The sequence below is a fragment of the Streptomyces sp. NPDC050211 genome (genome assembly GCF_040656035.1).
Classification (GTDB): Bacteria; Actinomycetota; Actinomycetes; order Streptomycetales; family Streptomycetaceae; genus Streptomyces.
Genome location: NZ_JBFALC010000003.1, coordinates 287,559 through 309,678, shown reverse-complemented (window position 1 = coordinate 309,678; position 22,120 = coordinate 287,559). Strand labels below are relative to the sequence as shown.

The following is a 22,120-nucleotide window of genomic DNA, read 5'->3' as shown; positions in this document are numbered from 1 at the left end:
GCATCGCGCGAGCCGCGGACGTCACCGGCATCCACGCCGGACCAGGTGCGGCGCCCGGGAGCCTGACGGGAGAAACGCCCGCATGCTCGAGCCGACCGAATCGAACGAGTCCGTCATGGACTCCGAACCGAACACCCCAAGCGACACCCTGCCGCCGCGTCGTCGGCGCCGTGCCGCTTCCCGCCCGGCGGGACCGCCCACCGGCACCACAGAGGCCGCGGCGGAGACCGTCGCGCCGGCCATACCGGCCGTAGCTGAGCCCGCCGACCTCGCCGAAGAGGCTGTCGGGGCCGCTGCGACCGAGGCGAGCGTCGTGAGTGACGTGACCGAGAACATCGAAGAGGCCGCAGCGGTTGCAGCGGCCGAAGAGACTGAAGAGGCCGGAGACGCCGTGATGGCTGAAGAGGCCGCTGAGGTCCAGAAGACTGAAGAGGCTGAGAAGCCTGCTGAGGCTGAGGTTGCGGAGACGGCCGCGCCCGCCGGTCGTACGCGTCGTCGTGCTGTCCGCCGTGCGTCGGCACCTGCCGGGGCTCCGGTGGCAGCCGAGGCCGCCGAGGCCGCCGAGACCGTCGTACCGGCCACCGAGGTGGTCGTGCCCGCCGCTGAGACCGTCGAGCCTGCTGCCGACGTGGCCGCCGAGCCGGTCGCGGAGGCCGTCGAGGAAGCCGCTCCGCCCCGTGCGCGTCGGCGTGCCACTCGGCGGGTGTCCGCGCCTGCCGCCGCTCCTGCGGCCGCGGAGTCCACCGAGACCGCTGAGGCGTCCGCCGAGGCGGAGCCGGTCGCGGCTGCCGAGGTCGCCGAAGTCGCCGAGGAGGCCGCTCCGCGTCGTTCGCGTCGCCGGGCCACCCGGCGTGTGACCGCCGCCGAGTCCGCCGTAGAGGCTGCTCCCGCTGAGGCGGAGAAGGCTGCCGAGGAGGTCGCGGAAGAGCCGCGTGCCGCGGAGAAGCCCGTCGCCGAGGCTGCCGAAGGGGCTGCCCCCAAGCGTTCGCGTCGCCGCTCCATGCGTTCGGCTGCCGTCGGGTTCGCCGAGCCCGCGCAGCCTGCCGCGGCGGAGGGCGTCGAGGGCGAGGAAGAGACGTCGCGTCGGCCCAGGCGGCCGGTCGCGCCGGTGTTCCAGGCGCCCGTTTTCACCGAGCCGAAGTTCCAGACGCCCCAGCGGGCTGCCGCCGAGGCGGCAGCGGAGGCCGAGGTCGTGGAGCCCGAGGAGTTCCCGGAGGAGGAGCCGGCCGGGGCGCGGCGTCGGCGCCGGCGCCGGGGTGCGGCCTTCGCTGAGGAGGCCGAGCCGCAGGCCGCCGCCGAGACCGCCGTGGAGGACGCGGCGGACGAGGCCGAGGAGCAGGCCGAGGACACCGTCGAGAGTGACGAGGCCGAGGAGACCGGCTCGCGTCGTCGCCGTCGTCGTGGCGGCCGTCGCCGTCGCCGTGGTGAGTCCGCGGAGTCGGGTGGCGAGGACGAGTCGGAGGAGACCGAGGAGGTCGCCGCCGAGCAGGCCGCGCAGGACGCCGAGGACACCGCCGAGCAGGTCGAGGAAGACGAGGAAGAGGCCGAGGGCCGCGAGGAGCAGGGCGGTGGGTCCGGCGGCTCCAGCAGCAGCCGTCGCCGGCGCCGTCGTCGCCGTCGCTCCGGTGACGGCGGGGATGCCGGTGAGCTGTCCGAGGACGACCCCGAGCGCACCGTCGTCAAGGTCCGCGAGCCCCGCCCGAAGGCCGAGCCGTCCGACGAGGTGCAGTCCATCAAGGGCTCCACGCGTCTGGAGGCCAAGAAGCAGCGCCGCCGCGAGGGCCGTGAGCAGGGGCGCCGCCGCGTCCCGATCATCACCGAGGCCGAGTTCCTGGCCCGCCGCGAGGCCGTCGAGCGCGTCATGGTCGTACGGCAGAGCGGTGAGCGTACGCAGATCGGCGTCCTGGAGGACGGCGTGCTCGTCGAGCACTACGTCAACAAGGAGCAGGCGACCTCGTACGTCGGCAATGTGTATCTCGGCAAGGTGCAGAACGTCCTGCCCTCGATGGAGGCCGCCTTCATCGACATCGGCAAGGGCCGCAACGCCGTGCTCTACGCCGGTGAGGTCAACTTCGAGGCGCTCGGCATGGCCAACGGGCCGCGGCGCATCGAGTCCGCGCTGAAGTCGGGCCAGTCCGTCCTCGTGCAGGTCACCAAGGACCCGATCGGACACAAGGGCGCCCGGCTCACCAGCCAGGTCTCCCTCCCGGGCCGCTACCTCGTGTACGTCCCCGAGGGCTCGATGACCGGCATCAGCCGCAAGCTGCCCGACACCGAGCGGGCGCGGCTGAAGACCATCCTCAAGAAGATCGTCCCCGAGGACGCGGGCGTCATCGTGCGCACCGCCGCCGAGGGCGCGAGCGAGGACGAGCTGCGCCGGGACGTCGAGCGGCTGCAGGCGCAGTGGGAGGACATCCAGAAGAAGGCCAAGAGCGGCAACGCGCCGACGCTGCTGTACGGCGAGCCGGACATGACCGTCCGCGTCGTCCGCGACATCTTCAACGAGGACTTCACCAAGGTCATCGTCAGCGGTGACGAGGCCTGGGACACCGTCCACGGGTACGTCGCCCATGTCGCGCCCGATCTCGCGGACCGGCTGCAGAGGTGGACCTCCGAGGTCGACGTCTTCGCCACGTACCGGATCGACGAGCAGCTGATGAAGGCTCTCGACCGCAAGGTCTGGCTGCCCAGCGGTGGTTCGCTGGTGATCGACAAGACCGAAGCGATGATCGTGATCGACGTCAACACCGGCAAGTTCACCGGTCAGGGCGGCAACCTCGAAGAGACCGTGACCAGGAACAACCTGGAGGCGGCCGAGGAGATCGTGCGCCAGCTGCGGCTGCGGGACCTCGGCGGCATCGTCGTCATCGACTTCATCGACATGGTGCTGGAGAGCAACAGGGATCTGGTGCTGCGGCGCTTGCTCGAGTGCCTCGGCCGGGACCGGACCAAGCACCAGGTGGCCGAGGTGACCTCGCTGGGCCTGGTCCAGATGACCCGTAAGCGGGTCGGACAGGGGCTGCTGGAGTCCTTCTCGGAGACCTGCGTCCACTGCAACGGGCGCGGTGTCATCGTGCACATGGAGCAGCCGACCTCCACCGGAGGCGGCGGCAAGCGCCGTAAGCGCGGGCGTGGCGGTGACGGGCAGGTCCACGAGCACGAGGCCGCGGCCGTCGTCGAGGGCGCCGAGGCCTTCGAGACCGTCGAGCAGGAGGCGGAGAGCGAGGCCGAGGTGGCCGCCGAGGTCGCCGAGCCGGTCGCGCTGACCGCTCCCGAGTACGCGCCGGACGAGGAGCTGTACAGCAGCGTCGCCGAGGCGGAGGCCGCGGTCGGGCGAGGCCGTTCGCGGCGCCGGGCCGGCCGTCGGGCATCGGCTCCGGCGGGCGCGCCCAAGCGCGAGGCGGACAAGGCCGACCGCGCCGAGCGGGCCGCCGAGATCGAGCGGGAGGTCGAGCGTCCGGTGCAGCCGGAGTCGGCCGCCGAGGCGCACGCCGAGCCGGTCGCGGTCGAGGACCCGGTCGTTCCGGCCGCCGAGGAGGCCGCGCCCAAGGGCCGTACGCGTCGCCGCGCGACCCGCAAGGTGTCCGCACCGGCAGGTTCACCCGCGGGCGCCGAGGCTGCCGTGGTGACGGTCGCCGAGCCCGCGCCCACGGCGGTCGCCGAACAACCGCGGGCCGAGGCTCCCGTCGAGGCTCCGGCCGCCGAGGAGAGCGCGGCTCCGGCCCGCACGCGGCGCCGCGCGGTACGGAAGGCCACCGCGCCGACCATGTCCGAGGACACGGCCGTCGTGGTCGTACCGTCGGCCGGGGAAGCTGCCGCTGAGGCCCCTGCTGAAGCAGAGGGCGCCGAGGAGGCCGCTCCGGTCAAGAAGACGGCCCGTAAGACGGCCAAGAAGGCCACGGCGAAGAAGACCGTCGCCAAGAAGACGGCGGCCACCAAGACCGCCGCCAAGAAGACGACGGCCAAGAAGACGGCGAAGTCCACCGCCACCAAGAAGGCCGCGAAGTCGACGTCGAAGAAGACTGCGGCGGCGGAGCAGACGCAGCCGTCCGTCACGGCCTCCGCCGACGAGAGCTAGAACCGAACGCTGGTGTGCGGCCGATCACCTCGGCCGCACACCAGCGGGCCCGGTTTGACCCGTTCGGCCTCGGCCCCGTAGCCTTGACCGTCGGCGTGTCCACAGATGACAAGCCACATCCCCGTAAACCTCTTCCTCTCGGGCCGGTACCGGCCGGGAGAGGCTGCTCGCTCTGCCGGGCGGCTGGACTGCGGGGGTGCCGTTCCCGAGCGAGAGAGTGAGATCCGCGTGTACGCCATCGTGCGCAGCGGTGGTCGCCAGCACAAGGTTGCTGTCGGCGACATCGTTGAGGTTGACAAGATTTCCACTGCCAAGGTTGGCGACACGGTCGAGCTCTCGACCCTGCTCGTTGTCGACGGCGAGGCCGTCACCAGCGACCCGTGGGTGCTGGCCGGCATCAAGGTCCAGGCCGAGGTCGTGGACCACCACAAGGGCGTCAAGATCGACATCCTTCGCTACAAGAACAAGACCGGCTACCGCCGTCGTCAGGGCCACCGCCAGCAGTACACGGCGATCAAGGTCACTGAGATCCCCGCGGCTGCGAAGTAAGGGACTGAGGAGAGATGGCACACAAGAAGGGCGCATCGTCCACCCGTAACGGTCGTGACTCCAACGCTCAGCGCCTCGGCGTGAAGCGCTTCGGCGGTCAGGTCGTCAACGCGGGCGAGATCCTGGTCCGCCAGCGCGGTACCCACTTCCACCCCGGTGCGGGCGTCGGCCGTGGCGGCGACGACACGCTGTTCGCGCTGCAGGCCGGTGCTGTGGAGTTCGGCACCGCCCGTGGCCGCAAGGTCGTGAACATCGTTCCGGTCGCCTGATCGGAAGCTTTCGCGAGGCGGACCTCACTTCCCTCACGGGAAGCGGGTCCGCCTTTCGCGTGTTGATCAGAAGACATTCGCGTACGTAACTGGAGGCACCCCACATGACCACCTTCGTGGACCGCGTCGAACTGCATGTCGCCGCGGGTAACGGAGGCCACGGCTGTGCCTCCGTCCACCGTGAGAAGTTCAAGCCGCTCGGCGGGCCCGACGGCGGCAACGGCGGGCGCGGTGGCGATGTCATCCTCACCGTCGACCAGTCCGTCACCACGCTGCTCGACTACCACCACTCCCCGCACCGCAAGGCCACCAACGGCAAGCCCGGCGAGGGCGGCAACCGCTCCGGCAAGGACGGGCAGGACCTGATCCTTCCCGTGCCGGACGGCACCGTCGTCCTCGACAAGGCGGGCAATGTGCTCGCCGACCTGGTCGGGCACGGCACGTCGTACGTCGCCGCGCAGGGCGGCCGGGGCGGGCTCGGCAACGCCGCTCTCGCCTCCGCCCGCCGCAAGGCGCCCGGCTTCGCGCTGCTCGGTGAGCCGGGGGATCTGCAGGACATCGTCCTGGAGCTGAAGACCGTTGCTGACGTGGCGCTGGTCGGGTACCCGAGTGCAGGCAAGTCGTCCCTCATTTCTGTGCTGAGCGCCGCCAAGCCCAAGATCGCCGACTATCCGTTCACGACCCTCGTCCCGAACCTGGGTGTCGTGACCGCCGGGTCCACCGTCTACACGATCGCCGACGTGCCGGGACTCATTCCCGGGGCCAGCCAGGGCAAGGGGCTCGGCCTGGAGTTCCTGCGCCACGTGGAGCGGTGCAGTGTGCTGGTCCATGTGCTGGACACGGCGACCCTGGAGTCCGAGCGCGATCCGCTGTCCGACCTCGATGTCATCGAGGCCGAGCTGCGGGAGTACGGCGGGCTCGACAACCGGCCCCGGATGGTCGTCCTGAACAAGGTCGACGTACCGGACGGCAAGGACCTCGCCGAGATGGTGCGGCCGGATCTGGAGGCTCGTGGTTACCGGGTCTTCGAGGTGTCCGCGGTGGCGCACATCGGGCTGAAGGAACTGTCGTTCGCGCTCGCGGAGGTGGTGGGGCAGGCGCGGGCCGCCAAGCCGAAGGAGGAGGCGACGCGGATCGTCATCCGGCCCAAGGCCGTGGACGACGCGGGCTTCACCGTCACGCGTGAGGAAGACGGGCTGTTCCGGGTCCGGGGCGAGAAGCCCGAACGCTGGGTGCGCCAGACCGACTTCAGCAACGACGAGGCCGTGGGCTATCTCGCCGACCGGCTCAACCGCCTTGGTGTGGAAGACCAGTTGATGAAGGCGGGCGCCCGGTCCGGGGACGGTGTCGCCATCGGGCCCGAGGAGAACGCGGTCGTCTTCGACTGGGAGCCGTCGGTGATGGCCGGTGCGGAGATGCTGGGCCGACGCGGTGAGGACCACCGGCTCGAGGAGCCCAGGCCCGCGGCGCAGCGGCGGCGGGACCGGCAGGCGGAGCGGGACGAGTCGGAGCAGGAGTTCGACGACTTCAATCCGTTCTAGGCCGCAGCCCAAGGGGCGTTGTGGGCTTGGGCGGCGAATTTGGTTAACGGCAGGGAAAGTTGGGGCTGCTGCAAAGCAACCTGGTGGCTTGTCGGTGGGTCGTAGAAAGTGATAGCTCTACCCCACTAGACGCCAGGAGCCTCATGAGTAACCGCACGTCGTTCCGTCGTATCGCACTTGCCGCCGCCATCGCCGTCGCCGGTGCTGTCATCGCGCCGGTGACCGCGACGGCGGCCGAGGCGCAGCCCAACGCGGTGAAGCTGCGCAGCGACTTCGACGGGGACGGATATCAGGACGTCGCCGTCGCCGCGCCCCGCGCGAAGGTCGACGGGAAGGTGCGGGCCGGGTACGTCGCCGTGGTGTACGGCTCGGCAAAGGGGCTCGACCTCGCGCACCGGCAGGTCATCAGCCAGAACAGCCCCGGTGTACCTGGTGTCGCCGAGGCCGACGACTCTTACGGCGACAGCCTCGCCACCGGTGATCTCGACGGCGACGGCTACGCGGACCTCGTGGTCGGCTCCTCCGGTGAGGACGTCGGAGAGGTCCGCGACCCGGGCACGCTCGCCGTGCTGTGGGGCGGGGCGAACGGGCTGTCCGGCGGGACGGGGGTCGCGACCGGCGAACAGACCGACGGCCTTGACGTCCGGACCGCCGTGGGCGACTTCGACGGCGACGGCCACCTCGACATCGCCACGCCCGACCGTGTCCTGGCCGGGCCCTTCAGCCGTACGACGGGTGCGGCTGGCACCACCGCCCTGCAGCTCGACGCCTCCTACGTCACGGACGACATGGCGGCCGGCGACGTGGACCACGACGGCGTCACGGACCTCGTCGCCCTCATCCACGACCCCAGCGACAGCGACACGCACGACCCGGACGCCTTCAACCGCCGGGCCGTCCACCTGCGCGGCACCCCGGACGGCCTGTCCGCCCCGGTCACCCTGAAGAACCCCGACGGGACCGTGATGCGCGGCGGCGAGAGCGTGGGCGTCGGCGATGTGGACAAGGACGGGTACGGCGATGTCGTCATCGGGCGGACCAAGGACGGGTGGGGCGAGGTCCCGGACGTCGACCCGCAGCTGATCGGCGGTCAGATCGGCGTGGTGTACGGCTCGGCCGCCGGCCCCGACACCTCCCGTACGACGACCCTCACGCAGGACACCCCGGGCGTGCCCGGCGCCGCCGAGTACAGCGACTTGTTCGGCTCGGACATCGCGGTGGCCGACGTCGACGGCGACGGCTACGCGGATGTCGCCGCGGGCTCGGCGGGCGAGGATCTCGGCAGCGTGATCGCGGCGGGGCAGGTGAACGTGTTGCGCGGCAGCGCGGCCGGGCTCACCGGGAGCGGCGCGAAGTCGTTCAGCCAGAACACCGTGAACGTGCCCGGTACGGCGGAGCAGAACGACTACTTCGGCGCCCACACCGCGCTGGTCGACACCGACCGCGACGGCAGGGCCGAGCTGTACGCCGGTGCGGCGAGCGAGAACCAGGGCGACGGCGCGGTCTGGGCGTTCCGCTCCAACGCCACGGGTCCGACCACGACCGGCTCCCTCAGCTTCGGCGCGGGGACGCTGGGCGCTGAGCCGGCGGAGGCGAACCTCGGTGGTGAGTTCGCGCGGTAACGCTCTGCGGGGCCGTCCTTAGTCTGCGGGTTCGCTGTGGCTGGTCGCGCCGTTCCCCGCGCCCCTTTGGGGCGCTGACCTCACCGCCTGACGGTCCATGAGACCCGTTACGGCAAGATCGCGTTTGTCGTTCTGTATCCGTGTCGCAACGGGTCTCCTCTTGTCTCCCTATTTGTCATGCACGCGCACCCCTCTGTTCAACGGGTGGTCCGCCCGGAAGCGTGAGCCTTGCAGTGTCCAAGAGGCCAGCGAGGCAAGGGAGTTCGCGCATGACCCCAGCCGTATCCCCCGACCGACGCCGCTTTCTGACCGCGGGCGCCGCCGTCCTGGGCGCCGCCGCCTCCGCCCAGCTGTGGCTGCCGGCTGCCGCCCGAGCAGCCGAAACCCCGCTTCCCGACGGGGTGTTCAGCCTCGGTGTCGCCTCCGGTGACCCGCTGCCCGACGGCATCGTGCTGTGGACCCGGCTTGCCCCCGACCCGCTGAACGGCGGCGGCATGCCCGCGCGCACCGTGCCGGTGGAGTGGCAGATCGCCGAGGACGAGCGGTTCCGCAAGGGAGTGCGCCGGGGTCTTGCCCAGGCCCGGCCCGAGTACGGGCACAGCGTTCACGTCGATGTACGGGGACTGCGCCCGGGCCGTACGTACTGGTTCCGCTTCCGCACCTCCGGCCAGCTCTCGCCCGTCGGCCGTACCCGCACCGCGCCCTCCCGCCTCAGCTCCGGCGGACAATTGCGCGTCGCGCTCGCCTCCTGCCAGAACTGGCAGCACGGCTACTTCACGCCGTACGCCGACATGCTCGCGCAGGACCCGGACGTCGTGGTGTTCGTCGGCGACTACATCTACGAGTCGACGCCGTCGGCGACCGCGCTGCGCAAGCACGAGGGGACCGGTGAGCCGTACAGCCTCACCCAGTACCGCAACCGGTACGCGCAGTACCGCACCGACCCCGATCTCGCGGCGATGCACGCGAACGCGCCGTTCGTGGTCACCTTCGACGACCACGAGATCGACAACGACTTCGCCGGCGAGATCCCGCAGGACCCGGACAAGCAGACCCACGACGCGTTCGTGGCCCGGCTGACCGCGGGCTACCAGGCGTTCTACGAGCACATGCCGGTGCGGGCCTTCGCGATCCCCGACGGGCCGCACATCCAGATGTACCGGCGCCTGGATTTCGGCCGCCTCGCCCGGCTCAATGTGCTGGACACCCGGCAGTACCGCAGCGACCAGGTGACCAGCCAGGAAGCCGCCAAGAGCCCGTCGCTCACCATGCTCGGCGCCGAGCAGCGGGAGTGGCTGCTGGACGGGCTGCACGGCTCGCCCGCCCGCTGGAACCTGGTCGCCTCGCAGATAATGGTCGCCGAGACGGATCTGCTGATCGGCGAGGGCAAGCAGTGGTTCTACGACGCCTGGGACGGCTACCAGGTCGAACGCAACGCGCTGATGGCGGAGTTCGCCGAGGTCCGCAACCCGGTCGTGCTCACCGGTGACCGCCATCTGACGATGATCAGCGACCTGAAGAAGGACTACGCCGACCCGGGCTCCGACGTCGTCGGCGCCGAGTTCGTGGGCACGTCCATCTCCAGCAACGGCGACCAGGACCAGGCGGCCTTCCGCAAGGAGTGGGACCCGCGGATGCCGGACAACCCGCACTGGAAGCTGCTCGACGCCCACCGCGGCTACCACCTCTTCGACCTCCGCCGCGACGGGATCGACGCGCAGGTGCGGATCGTGGACACGGTGCGGCAGCCGACGGCGGCCGCGAGCACGCTGGCCAAGCTGCGGGTGGAGTCCGGCAAGCCAGGCGTCCACGTGGTGTAACCGTCCGCAGGGGAGAGCCTGGGACTCATCAGGGTTCCAGGCTCTTCTCTTCCAGGCTCTTCTCAGACTCGTCCCCGGATCTCTCAGCGAAGTCTCAGAGAGGGCTCTTACTCTCCTTTAACCATGGAGACGGACTGTACGAGAGATGAACTCCCGGCCAACGGCGCCGCGGTCATAACCCCGCTGCCCACCGGGACCCGGCTGCTGCACATCGGCCCGCACAAGACGGGGACGACCGCGATCCAAGGTGCGCTCTTCGAGGCGAAGGACGCGCTGCCGGAGCACGGCGTCGTCTTCCCGGCCGACAGCAGGCACCCCATGGAGGCCGCCCTGGCCGTCTGCGCCCTCCCCGGAATGCTGGGCAACGCCAAGCCCACCGAGCGGCACTGGGAGCGGCTGGTCGCGCAGGTCGCCGCGAGTGGCGGGCGCACCTCGGTCATCAGCAGCGAGTTCTTCGCCGACACATCGGACGACGAGACCATCGCCCGGATCGTCGAGGAACTCGGCGGCGACCGGGTGCATGTGCTGATCACCCTGCGCCCGCTGGCGAAGATCATGCCCTCGCAGTGGCAGCAGTACGTGCAGAACGGCCTGCGCATGGGCTACGAGGACTGGCTCACGCACATGCTCCGCAAGGCCCCCTACGAGCAGCCCAACCCGAGCTTCTGGCGCCGGCACCGGCACGACCGGCTCATCGAGCGCTGGGCCCGGGTGGTCGGACCCGAGCGGGTCATCGTCGTCGTGGTGGACGACCGGGACAAAGGCGGGCTGATGCGGACCTTCGAGGCGCTGCTCGGGCTGCCCGAGAATCTTCTGCGGCCCGTTCCGGACACGGCAAATCGGTCACTGACTCTCGCCGAGACCGAAATGCTGCGGAATCTTAATGTGGAATTCCGTGGCAGTGGACTTCCGGAGGAGCTTTATTCGCGGCTCGTCCGATATGGCGCCGTGATGCATATGAAGAACACGTGCGCTCCAGGCCCCCATGACGTGAAGATCGGCACTCCGCAGTGGGCCGTCGAGGCCGCCGCCGAGATCGGTGCCGAAATGGCCGGGCGGATCGGCGCGATGGGCGTACGGGTGCTGGGTGATCCGGGGCTGCTGTCCGTCGTACCGAAGCCGGTCGAGGAGGCCGGAGGGGAACCGCGGATCACTCCCGAGGTGGCCGCACACGCCCTGTACGGCGCGCTGGCCGCGGCCGCCGCGGCGCCCGTCAGGCACTCTGCCCCCACCAAGGCGCGCACCGTTCACCAGACGTCTTCCAAGGAGCTGGTGAAAGTGCTCGGGCATCGGTGCCTGAAGCGACTGCGGAGGCGCTGAGCCGCCGGGCGTCACGCTCCGCAATGCCGATCACCTGTGGAGTTACTCACAGCAATTGCACGGCGGTTCATGGAACGTCCTCGTCCATGACCAGGCGTGCAAGGTGAATGAGAGGTTGCGCGCACATATGCAGTGGAGGTCGCTCACCTTGCACTGCGGTAACCACAAGTGGGACCATTTCCAAGTTCCCAGTCGCCCCAAGGTAGGTCACCTGTGTCACAGCACAATGCCAAGCCCCGTACCACCGCAGTGATCCTGGCCGGTGGCACCGGCCAGCGTGTGGGTCTCTCGATCCCCAAGCAGCTGCTGAAGATCGCCGGCAAGGCAGTCATCGAGCACACCTTGACCACTTTTGAGAAGGCCGACTCGATCGACGACGTCATCGTCCTGATGGCGCCGGGCTATGTGCCGGACATTGAAAAGATCGTCGCCAAGGCCGGATTCCAGAAGGTCTCCCGGATCATCGAAGGCGGCTCGACGCGGAACGAGACCACCGAGCGCGCCATCGAGGCGCTCAGCGAGGGCCTGGCCGAGGGCGAGGACCGCAACGTCCTGTTCCACGACGCCGTACGCCCCCTGCTGTCGCAGCGCGTGATCGACGACTGCGTGACCGCGCTGGAGCGTTACCAGGCCGTCGACGTGGCCATCCCGTCCGCCGACACCATCATCGTGACCCGCACGCACGGCGAGGACGGCGAGTTCATCACCGAGATCCCGGACCGCTCCCGGCTGCGCCGCGGCCAGACGCCCCAGGCGTTCAAGCTGTCCACGATCAAGCGGGCCTACGAGGTCGCGGCCGGCGACCCCAACTTCCAGGCCACGGACGACTGCACGGTCGTACTCCGCTATCTGCCGGACGTGCCGATCCACGTCGTCGCGGGCGACGAGTACAACATGAAGGTCACTCAGCCCGTCGACGTGTTCATCGCCGACAAGCTGTTCCAGCTGGCCTCCACCGCCACGCCCGAGCAGTTCGGCGAGGAGGCCTACCGTGAGCTGCTCGGCGGCAAGACGGTCGTCGTCTTCGGCGGCTCGTACGGCATCGGCAAGGACATCTGCGAACTCGCGCAGGCGTACGGCGCCCACGTCTACGCGCTGGGCCGCTCCACCACCGGCACGCACGTGGAGAACCCGGAGGAGGTCGACGACGCGCTGTCCAAGGCGTACGCCGAGACCGGGCGCATCGACTACGTCGTCAACACGGCGGGCGTGCTGCGCATCGGCAAGCTCGCCGAGACCGACAACGCCACCATCGAGGAAGCGCTGAAGGTCAACTACCTGGCCCCGGTGCAGATCGCGCGCTCCTCGTACAAGTACCTCGCGGAGACCAAGGGCCAGCTGCTGCTCTACACCTCCAGCAGCTACACCCGCGGCCGTGCCGAGTACAGCCTCTACTCCTCGACCAAGGCCGCCATGGTGAACCTCACCCAGGCCCTGTCCGACGAGTGGGCCGGCGACGGCATCCGCGTCAACTGCATCAACCCGGAGCGCACCGCCACCCCGATGCGCACCAAGGCCTTCGGTCAGGAGCCCGCGGGCAGCCTGCTCTCCTCCGAGGCCGTCGCCCGCACCTCGCTAGACGTGCTGCTGTCCGAGCTGACCGGCCATGTCATCGACGTCCGTCAGCAGGACCCGACGGCGGGTGCGGCGAAGGCTTCCGGCTTCGATGCGGCGCTGGCCTCGGTCCTCGACCGCCAGGACGGCGTGTAATAATTACCGCTTAATAGATCTTGAATTCAGGCCTTTGTGGGTACCCATTTACGGGGTGTTCACAGAGGCCTGAAGCCGTACAGAACAAAACCGGCATTCCCCCTCCAGGAGCAGGTTTCTCCGTGATTTCCACCGCTATTCGCGTCGCCCGGGTGGGCAGCGCGGCCGAGCTGGCCGCGGCGGCCCTCATGATGCTGGGCTTCCCGGCGCTCATGCTGGCCGCGCTCGTCCCGAGCGTCCCTGCCTTCGCGGCCGCGGCCGCCGTGACGTATCTGGCGGACCACTATCTGCACCACAAGGGCAGCTATCTGATCAACCGCCTGAGCAAGGTGCGCGCGGGTCTGTCGATCCGCTTCCTGATCCGGCAGCTCCTGCTGGTCCTGCTGCTGGCCCGCCTCTCCCTCGCGGACGACCTGATCTTCTACGGTGCGGTCGCCGGCTTCATCGCCTTCTACGGCCTCCAGGCCCCGCACGGCGCGCTGGTCACCCTCATCCGCAACCGCCGCCGGATGCCGGTCGCCACCCGCAATGTCGACCTGGCCTCCCGCATCCGCATCCCGGACGCCCCGCCGCGCCCGCTGCTGCACCGCTCCGCCGAGAAGATGCTCCACCTCGACCTCGCGGCCGTCACCGGCGTGATCGTCTCCGCCGGCATGGAGTCGGCCGCGGCCGGCTTCATCGGCATCGCCGTGACGCTGTTCCTGGGCTGCCTGTACGTCCTCGCGCTGGTGCCGTACGTCCGCGGCTCGAAGATCCCGCCGAACGCGGAGAAGGTACTGGCCGCCGTCGACGACTGGCTGGGCGAGTACCGGCCGGAGACGGCGCTGTACTTCTCCGGGTCCAAGGACTCCGCGTACCAGGTCAACATGTGGCTGGAGACCATGGAGCAGCTGGACTCCAGGCCGCTGATCATCCTGCGTGAGCGCGCCGTCCTGGAACGGATGGCGCCCACCACGGTCCCCGTCATCTGCGTGCCCGGAGGGGTGCACCTGATGAACATGGACCTCTCCACGGTGCGCGTCACGCTGTACGCGGCGAACGTCGGCAAGAACATCCACATGCTGCGCGTCCCGACCATGAAGCACGTCTTCATCGGCCACGGCGACAGCGACAAGCTGGCCAGCGTCAACCCGTTCAGCAAGGTGTACGACGAGGTGTGGACCGCCGGGCGCGCGGGCCGCGACCGTTACGCCATCGCCGACGTCGGCGTCCGCGACGAGGACATCGTGGAGGTCGGCCGCCCGCAGCTGGCGCCGATCAAGACGTGGCAGGGCGTGCCGGAGGACGGCCCCCGCGGCGGAGCCGCTGATGGACGCTGCCCGACCGTCCTCTACGCCCCCACCTGGGAGGGCTGGGACGACAACCCCGGCAACACCTCGATCCTGCTCGCCGGCGAGAACATCGTCCGCACCCTGATCACCGCCGACCCGCCGGTCCGTGTCCTGTACAAGCCGCACCCCTTCACCGGCACCCGCAGCGCCGCGGCCAAGGCCGCCCATCAGCGCATCACCGCGCTGGTCGAGAAGGCCGCCGCCGAGGCCAGGGGCCCGGTGGACGAGGCCGCGCAGGACGCCGCCAAGGCCGAGCTGGCCCGCATCGAGGCCCGTATCGCGGAGCTGTCCGGCACCGGCGCGGAGAAGCGCGACGAGGCCGAGGCCACCCGGGACGGCGTGGTCGACGTGGCGAAGCACGAGGAGATCGCCCGGCTGCGCGCCGAGTGGAACGACGCCTACTGGCGCTCCTTCCCCGCCCATGAGCACCGCGTCATCACGGGCGCCGAGCCACGCCTGTACGACTGCTTCAACGTCTCCGACGCGATGGTCTCCGACATCTCCAGCGTGGTCTCGGACTTCATCGCCAGCGGCAAGCCGTACGCGGTCACCGACTCCGCCGAGCTGGGCGAGGAGGAGTTCAAGCGGCAGAACACCGCCGTGCGCGCCGCCGTCATCCTCAGCAACAGCGCAGCCGAGCTGGGCGGGCTGCTGGCCGCCGTCCGCGACCCGGCCGCCGACCCGCTGGCCGTGGACCGCAAGGAGCTGAAGCGGTATCTGCTCGGCCCGGACGAGCCGAAGTCCATCGACCAGTTCAACACCGCCGTGGCGAACCTGGCGTTGAAGGCCCAGACCCGCAACCTCGGCCAGGAGGCACGGATCGCGGCGACGGAGGCGGAGCTGACGGGCTGACCGACCGTCACAAGACCGACAGGGCCCCCGAGGAGCGAATTCCTCGGGGGCCTTTTCCATGCCCGATGAACAGACGACACCTGGAATTCGTATGACGTAGGTCACTAATTCACGGTCTTGAGGCAACCGCTTCACTTCTTCGCCCGTCTACAAGGTTGCAATAAAGAGATACGGGGGGAATGTCCCGTTAGCGAGGGGGAAAACGTGACCGTGGCGCAGCCTGATGTGACCGTGATCATCGGGGCGTACGAAGCGATGCCGTATCTGGTCGAGTGCCTGGCATCCGTCGAGGCACAGACCATCGACCCGGAGCGCATCGAGGTCATCGCGGTCGACGACGGCTCGACGGACGGCACGGGGGAGTACCTGGAGGAGTTCGCGGCCCGCGCGCCGATGCACGTGACCGTGATCCGGCAGGAGAACTCGGGCGGCCCCAGCGGCCCGCGCAACGTCGGCCTGGGCAAGGCGGCCGGGCGGTACGTCTTCTTCCTCGACGCCGACGACCGGCTGGGCGCCGAGGCCCTGGAGCGGATGGTCGCGATGGCCGACCGCAACGGCACGGACGTCGTCCTCGGCAAGGTCGAAGGCATCAACCGCAAGCCGCCCCGGTCGATGTGGGGCAAGACGCTGGAGCGCACCGACGTCTACTCCTCCAACATCAAGTTCACGCTCAGCGCCCAGAAGCTGTTCCGCCGTGCCCTGCTCGACCGGCACGGCATGCGGTTCGACGAGTCCCTGTGGACCGGCGAGGACGCGCTGTTCACGATGGAGGCGTATCTGCGGGCCGACGGCGTCTCGGTGGTCGCGGACTACGTCTGCTACTACCTGGTCGGCCGCGACGACGGCAAGCATGTGACGAAGAGCGGCAGTTACACCCTGCGCTTCGACTCCGCCCGCGCCCTGATGCGCCTGATCGCCGACCTCGTCCCGGCGGGCCCGCGCCGCGACACGCTCATGGTCCGGCCCTTCCTGATCACGCTGCTGCCGCAGTTCGGCCCCAAGTACCTCAAGGACAGCGAGGAGGTACGGCGCCACAAGCTGGAGCTGGCCAAGCCGCTGATGGAGGCCTACTGGACCGAAGAGGTGGCCCGCCGCCTCAAGGTCGAGGAGCGGCTGCGGCTGCACCTGGTGGCCGGGCAGCGGTCCGAACTCCTCGTCGAGGTCCTGGAGTTCCTCCGCGCGAAGAAGCAGGCCGCCGCCCTGCTGGAGAGGAAAGGCCGCCGCGTCTACCTCGCCTACCCCCACTTCCGCGACCGCACGGCCGCCATACCCGACTCCGTCTACCTCGCCGAACCCCGCGAGGCCCGCGCCTTCCCCGGCTACCGCGAGGGCGGCGCGGACTCATTCGCGCGAAAGGTGATCCGCCGGGTACGCAGGGCGCTGCCCGCATCCGGGATGCGAACAGCGGCCTGACACTCCCTGCGGATCAGCCGCGCCCCGAAGGGGCGCGGGGAACTGCGCGACCAGCCACAACGGACCCGCAGTCGAAGAACCGGACGTCAGCGGATCGCTAGCGTCCCGACTGAAGCGCCCGGCGGATCGGCCGCCCCACCACCCGCCGGGCCTTGCGATAGACCGAGGTCGGCGGCGGTGCCGGCGCCACCGCCGGGTTCGCCGAGCGCTTAAGCTCCCGCTTCAACTTGGCGTTGTCCGCAGCCAGTTCGCCGATACGGCTGTGCAGCCACCCGAACCGGGACGTGAGCGAAGCGATGTCCGCGTCGTTCCAGGGACGGATGCCCGCCGGGAAGGCCAGGGAGCCCATGCGCGCGTCGAAGGCCGCGCCGCCGTCCCCGTGCGTGAAGGTGTTCCGCAGCCCATTGCGGTCCAGGAACCCCGTGAACCGCTCGAAGCGCTCCTGATGGCCGCCCGTCAGCTCGGCGAGGTCGGCCTCCTCGTACAGCCGCGCGGGGTCGGTCGCTCCGGAGTCCTCGGGCAGCTGGTCGATCCTGCGGTGCGGGATGCCGAAGTAGCGGCACAGCTCCAGCGTGCGCGAGTCACCGCACAGCACGGTCGCGGGCGTACCGGCCAGCAGCGCCGCGATGTTGCCGTGGATACGGGAGCCGAAGGAGAAGTCGAACGGGCGCAGATCGTCGATCCACGTGATCGGATCGACGTAGACGCGGACCTTGTCCTCCCGGTACATCGGATGGTCCGGGTGCGTCGGCATAGCGGTGATCCGGCCGTTGGGGTCGGACAGGTCCCGCCAGTGCAACTGCCGTGCGTCACTGAGGTTCTGGCCGATGAACCGGAGATGCGGGTAGTGCTCGTGGGCGTGGCGGATGATCCGGTCCAGGCCCTGCGACCGTACGGCGCTGTGTGAGCCGTTGACGGCGATCCGGGAAGCGGCGGACAGCTCCGGCTGCCGCTTGGACACGGCGAGTTCCTTGCCGTAGAGGAACAGCGACGGGCAGCCGATCACCTCGACGTCCTTGAACCCCATGTCCTTGAGGTACATCTCGGTGAACTCGCCCCGCACCCCGATCGAGGCGCTGCGGTCCAGTACCGCCGAGACGAACTCGCGCACGACCGGCTCGATGGGCTTCAGCCGCGCCGGGTCGTAGGTCAGCCCGGCCTGCGCGCCGACACCCATCACGACGACCGGGATCCGCAGCCGGCCGATGAGCCGCGTCAGCCGCTTCAACTGCTGCTCGAACGACGGCCGGAAGGCGTTGGCCAGCGGCACGACGAAGGCGTCGTACTCCTCGTTGATCCGGGCCGCCGCGGAGACGTCCGTACGGATGCCGTTGGAGACGACCTCGGTGTCCGGTGTCTCGAGGATCTTGTGCGCGGCGTCGCTGAAGATCAGGTTGCCGGAGTTGGTGGCGAACACATCCCGGTGGAGGGCTTCCTCGATGGGGACGACGTCGTACGGGCTCTTCCCGGAACGGAGCAGAATGCGCTGCACGCGGGCGCCGCGATGATCTTTAGGTGGCACGCCGTTCACGTTAAGTTTGTGTAGCGTTTGATTACTAGAAGCAACCAGTACAACCTTTTTACCGTGCGCGACCCGTGAGGACACGGTTACCGGACGCACGTCCAGGGACTGATATCGATGCGCGGTACCTGGCCCCCTTCGCGTAGATTGCGGACAGCCGAGTGCGAGGGGACGGAAGCGAAGTGGCAGGGGCAAGGCAGGCCGTGAGCGAGGCCCGCAGGATCGTCGTCAAGGTGGGATCCTCGTCGCTGACCACCGCGTCCGGCGGCCTGGACGCCGACCGCGTCGACGCACTCGTGGACGTCCTCGCCAAGAGCCGCAGCGGCGGGGAGCGGGAGATCGTCCTCGTCTCCTCCGGCGCCATCGCGGCCGGACTCGCCCCGCTGGGCCTGCGCCGCCGCCCCAAGGACCTGGCCCGGCAGCAGGCCGCCGCCAGCGTCGGCCAGGGCCTGCTCGTCGCCCGCTACACCGCGTCCTTCGCGCGCTACGGCGTCCGCGTCGGCCAGGTGCTGCTGACCAGCGACGACATGAGCCGCCGCGCCCACCACCGCAACGCGCAGCGCACCCTCGACAAGCTCCTCGCGATGGGCGCCCTCCCGGTCGTCAACGAGAACGACACCGTCGCCACGGACGAGATCCGCTTCGGCGACAACGACCGCCTCGCCGCCCTCGTCGCCCATCTCGTACGGGCCGACCTGCTGGTGCTGCTCTCCGACATCGACGGCGTCTACGACGGCGACCCCAGCAAGCCGGGTACCGCGCGGATAGCGGAGGTGCGTGAGCCGTCGGACCTCGCGCACGTGGAGATCGGCAGCGCGGGCAAGGCCGGTGTCGGCACCGGCGGCATGGTCACCAAGGTCGAGGCCGCCCGTATCGCCGCCGCAGCCGGCATCTCCGTCGTGCTGACCAGCGCCATCCATGCCACCGAGGCGCTGTCCGGCGGTGACACCGGCACCTACTTCCACCCCACCGGCAAGCGCTCCGCCGACCGGCTGCTGTGGCTGCAGCACGCGTCCACCCCGCAGGGCTCGCTGACCCTGGACGACGGGGCGGTGCGGGCGGTCGTCGAGCGCCGCACGTCGCTGCTGCCTGCCGGGATCGCCGCCGTCGAGGGCGAGTTCAGCGCGGGCGACCCCGTCGAGCTGCGCGACACGGCGGGGCGTGCGGTGGCCCGCGGGCTCGTCAGCTTCGACGCCAAGGAGATCCCCCAACTGCTCGGCCGCTCGACCCGGGAACTCGCCCGTGAACTGGGCCCGGCGTACGAACGTGAAGTCGTACACAGGGACGACCTCGTGATCCTGCACCCGTAAAAGGTGACCGTTGCGCAAAACAGCCCCGCGGCGGCTTGCGGCCTGCTCAACTTTGTCTTAGGGACCAATCCCTTAGCGACCAATCCCTTGGGACCCATTCCGCACGACCATCGTAAGGAGGCCGTCGTGAGACGAGTGCGCCCTGGGGCGGCGGCGTCCCGCGACGGTGTTCCCTCCCGCGCGGGCGGTGAGGAGCGCGCCCTGACCAGCGTCGCGGCCGGCGACCGGTACGAGGAGCCCAAGGACGCGCCCCGCCTGTGGCACGTCACCTTGAGCGTCTCCGGCGCCGAGACCCCGCTCAAGGAGGTACGGCGCTGCCTCGAGCAGCTCGCCCACGACCACCCCTTTCTGCTGACCAGCCGCTACGCGGTCGACCACGCCGAGATCCGCTACTGGGAAGAGGCCCGCGACCTGCACGACGCCGCCGCCGTCGCCCTGCGCCTGTGGGGCGAACACCGCCAGTCCGCGGGACTGCCGCCCTGGGAGATCGTCGGCCTGGAGGTCATCGACCGCGAGACCTACCACCAGCGGATCGCGGAGGGCTACGGACCGCCACCGGCGTCGCCGGTAGGCGTCCACCCGTATTGAGCGGTCGAGCGGTCGTTTTGCCGAGTCTGGGCGGCTTGTCTCGGGGTTTGGGATGGCGGCCGGACCGACCCGTTCCGCGCACTACGCTTCCCTCATGACCACGCTTTCGCCGTACGACTCGATGTCCCCGGTCACCCGGGCCGCCTACCGCGCCAAGGCCGCCGCAGCCGACCTCGCGCCGCTGCCGCGGGCCGAGAAGGACGACGCGCTGCTCGCCATCGCGGACGCGCTGGAGGTCCGTACGAGCGAGATCGTCGAGGCCAACGCCAAGGACATCGCCAAGGCCCGTGAGGCCGGCACCAGCGAGGCCATCGTCGACCGGCTGACGCTGACGCCGGAGCGGATCCGGGCGATCGCCTCCGACGTGCGGGACGTCGTGGCCCTGCCCGACCCGGTCGGCGAGGTCGTCCGCGGCTCGACCCTCCCGAACGGCATCGACCTGCGCCAGGTCCGCGTCCCGCTGGGCGTCGTCGGGATCATCTACGAGGCCCGCCCGAACGTCACCGTGGACGCCGCCGCCCTCTGCCTGAAGTCCGGGAACGCCGTGCTGCTGCGGGGTTCCGCCTCCGCGTACGAGTCGAACACCGCGCTGGTGCGGGTGCTGCGCGACGCCGTGGGCGGCGCCGGGCTGCCCGCCGACGCCGTCCAGCTCGTGCCCGGCGAGAGCCGCGAGAGCGTACGCGAGCTGATGCGGGCGCGCGGTCTGGTCGACGTACTGATCCCGCGCGGAGGCGCCTCGCTGATCCAGACCGTCGTCCAGGAGTCCGTCGTCCCGGTCATCGAGACCGGCACCGGCAACTGCCACGTCTACGTCGACGCCCACGCCGACCTCGACATGGCCATCGACATCCTGATCAACTCCAAGGCGCAGCGCGTCAGCGTCTGCAACGCCGCCGAGACGCTCCTGGTCCACCAGGACATCGCGCCGCAATTCCTGCCGCGCGCCCTGGACGCCCTCGCGGAGGCCGGGGTCACCGTGCACGCCGACGAGCGGGTGCTGGCGTACGCGAAGGACTCCAAGGCCACGGTCGTCGAGGCCACGCCGGAGGACTGGGAGACCGAGTACCTGTCGTACGACATCGCCGCGGCGGTCGTCGACTCGCTCGACAAGGCCGTCGAGCACATCCGGCTGTGGACCTCCGGTCACACCGAGGCGATCGTGACGACCTCACAGCAGGCCGCCCGCCGCTTCACCCAACTGGTCGACTCCACCACGGTCGCGGTGAACGCCTCCACCCGCTTCACCGACGGCGGCCAGTTCGGCTTCGGCGCGGAGATCGGCATCTCCACACAGAAGCTGCACGCCCGCGGCCCGATGGGCCTGCCGGAACTGACCAGCACGAAGTACATCGTCACGGGAGATGGACACGTACGGCGCTGAGCGCCCCGAAGGGGCGCGGGGCTGTATCGATATGCGGCTCCGCCGCGCGGGCGCGACCAGCCACGACGGGCCTGCAGACGACCGACAACCATCGCCGCCCTTCCCGCGGAGCGAGAACGCGGATGAATTTCCATACCGTCTGCCCAAATTGACCCCTCCGGTCTACTCTGGATCCGTGCCGGAGGACGTGGGGGGCACGCCGTTCCCTGACGGCTGGGAGCCCGACGACGACCACGACCGCGGGGTGTCGGACGAAGAGTTCGCCTCCGTGGTCTTCGACGAGGCCTTCGTACGGTCGGCCGTGGTGCACGAGCCGACCGCCGTCGAACGCCTCCTGGCCGCCGCCCAGGCCAGAGCCGAGGCCTCCGAGGCAGAGGCCCGCCGGGCCCACCGCAGAGGCGAGCGCTACGAGGACGGGTACGGCCCCGACGATCGCGGCGGTTTCGGCCATGATCCGGACTTCGACGACCTGGACGACCCCGACACCCTCAATGGCCGCTACGGCGCTCCGGGGACCTACGGCAAGCAGGTCCGCTGGCACCGCCCGGTCGCCTGGATGCTCGCCATCCTGATGGGCATCGGCATGGTCGCGCTGGCCTTCACGGCGGTCTACCGGGGCGCGTCCTCGGGCAACCGGGACAGGGTCCCGCCACCCGCCTCCACCGGCCTCGAACAGGGCAGTGCGGCGGCACCCTCCGCTTCCGCCAGCTATTCCCAGCCACCGGTCCCCGCGACCCCGCGCACGCCCTGACACCTGCCCCGACAGGCCTTGACCATCCTGGTGAGAACCTGTCAGAACTTGTCGTATACCAGG

The 22,120-nt window shown here is 70.0% G+C and carries 15 protein-coding genes; 14 read left to right on the top strand and 1 reads right to left on the bottom strand.

Features of this window, described 5'->3' with window-relative positions:
• Window positions 1–82: 82 nt before the first annotated feature.
• The 10 genes from AB0I98_RS05335 to AB0I98_RS05290 all read left to right on the top strand — a co-directional run bounded on the left by AB0I98_RS05335 (window position 83) and on the right by AB0I98_RS05290 (window position 16,505).
• Entirely contained in the window at window positions 83–4,078 is a 3,996-nt protein-coding gene (locus AB0I98_RS05335; RefSeq protein ID WP_362935566.1) for an Rne/Rng family ribonuclease, read from the top strand.
• 228 nt (window positions 4,079–4,306) lie between these two features.
• A complete protein-coding gene (gene rplU, locus AB0I98_RS05330; protein ID WP_030601628.1) occupies window positions 4,307–4,627 on the top strand; it encodes a 50S ribosomal protein L21 in 321 nt (106 codons plus the stop codon).
• A 14-nt stretch (window positions 4,628–4,641) separates the two neighbouring features.
• Complete coding sequence (gene rpmA, locus AB0I98_RS05325; RefSeq protein WP_328364533.1) at window positions 4,642–4,896, top strand: 50S ribosomal protein L27; 255 nt, start codon at window positions 4,642–4,644, stop codon at window positions 4,894–4,896.
• Between the two features lie 104 nt (window positions 4,897–5,000).
• Window positions 5,001–6,437, top strand: a complete 1,437-nt coding sequence (gene obgE / locus AB0I98_RS05320; protein ID WP_362935563.1) for a GTPase ObgE — start codon at window positions 5,001–5,003, stop codon at window positions 6,435–6,437.
• Between the two features lie 143 nt (window positions 6,438–6,580).
• Complete coding sequence (locus AB0I98_RS05315) at window positions 6,581–8,059, top strand: FG-GAP-like repeat-containing protein (RefSeq protein ID WP_362935560.1); 1,479 nt, start codon at window positions 6,581–6,583, stop codon at window positions 8,057–8,059.
• Window positions 8,060–8,328: 269 nt separating this feature from the next.
• Window positions 8,329–9,879, top strand: a complete 1,551-nt coding sequence (locus AB0I98_RS05310; RefSeq protein WP_362935557.1) for an alkaline phosphatase D family protein — start codon at window positions 8,329–8,331, stop codon at window positions 9,877–9,879.
• Window positions 9,880–10,002: 123 nt separating this feature from the next.
• Window positions 10,003–11,199 carry a hypothetical protein gene (locus AB0I98_RS05305; protein ID WP_362935554.1) on the top strand — a complete coding sequence of 399 codons (1,197 nt, stop codon included), beginning with the start codon at window positions 10,003–10,005 and terminating at the stop codon, window positions 11,197–11,199.
• 213 nt (window positions 11,200–11,412) lie between these two features.
• On the top strand, window positions 11,413–12,909 hold the full coding sequence (locus tag AB0I98_RS05300) for a bifunctional cytidylyltransferase/SDR family oxidoreductase (protein ID WP_362935551.1): 1,497 nt from the start codon (window positions 11,413–11,415) through the stop codon (window positions 12,907–12,909).
• A gap of 152 nt (window positions 12,910–13,061) precedes the next feature.
• The gene (locus AB0I98_RS05295; protein ID WP_362935743.1) at window positions 13,062–15,092 is read left to right on the top strand and encodes a hypothetical protein; all 2,031 of its coding nucleotides are present in this window, start codon (window positions 13,062–13,064) and stop codon (window positions 15,090–15,092) included.
• 204 nt (window positions 15,093–15,296) lie between these two features.
• Complete coding sequence (locus AB0I98_RS05290) at window positions 15,297–16,505, top strand: glycosyltransferase family 2 protein (protein WP_362935548.1); 1,209 nt, start codon at window positions 15,297–15,299, stop codon at window positions 16,503–16,505.
• Window positions 16,506–16,602: 97 nt separating this feature from the next.
• Here the strand turns inward: AB0I98_RS05290 and AB0I98_RS05285 are convergent, their stop codons facing one another.
• Entirely contained in the window at window positions 16,603–17,997 is a 1,395-nt protein-coding gene (locus tag AB0I98_RS05285) for a polysaccharide pyruvyl transferase family protein (protein WP_362935740.1), read from the bottom strand.
• Window positions 17,998–18,209: 212 nt separating this feature from the next.
• Here AB0I98_RS05285 and proB point away from each other — a divergent pair, with 212 nt between their 5' ends.
• The 4 genes from proB (at window position 18,210) to AB0I98_RS05265 (ending at window position 22,057) form a co-directional block, all read left to right on the top strand.
• Complete coding sequence (proB, locus tag AB0I98_RS05280) at window positions 18,210–19,337, top strand: glutamate 5-kinase (protein WP_362935545.1); 1,128 nt, start codon at window positions 18,210–18,212, stop codon at window positions 19,335–19,337.
• Window positions 19,338–19,472: 135 nt separating this feature from the next.
• Window positions 19,473–19,925 carry a hypothetical protein gene (locus AB0I98_RS05275; protein ID WP_301987333.1) on the top strand — a complete coding sequence of 151 codons (453 nt, stop codon included), beginning with the start codon at window positions 19,473–19,475 and terminating at the stop codon, window positions 19,923–19,925.
• 94 nt (window positions 19,926–20,019) lie between these two features.
• Window positions 20,020–21,306, top strand: a complete 1,287-nt coding sequence (locus tag AB0I98_RS05270; protein WP_328364547.1) for a glutamate-5-semialdehyde dehydrogenase — start codon at window positions 20,020–20,022, stop codon at window positions 21,304–21,306.
• 175 nt (window positions 21,307–21,481) lie between these two features.
• Complete coding sequence (locus tag AB0I98_RS05265; RefSeq protein WP_362935542.1) at window positions 21,482–22,057, top strand: hypothetical protein; 576 nt, start codon at window positions 21,482–21,484, stop codon at window positions 22,055–22,057.
• The last annotated feature ends 63 nt before the right edge of the window (window positions 22,058–22,120 follow it).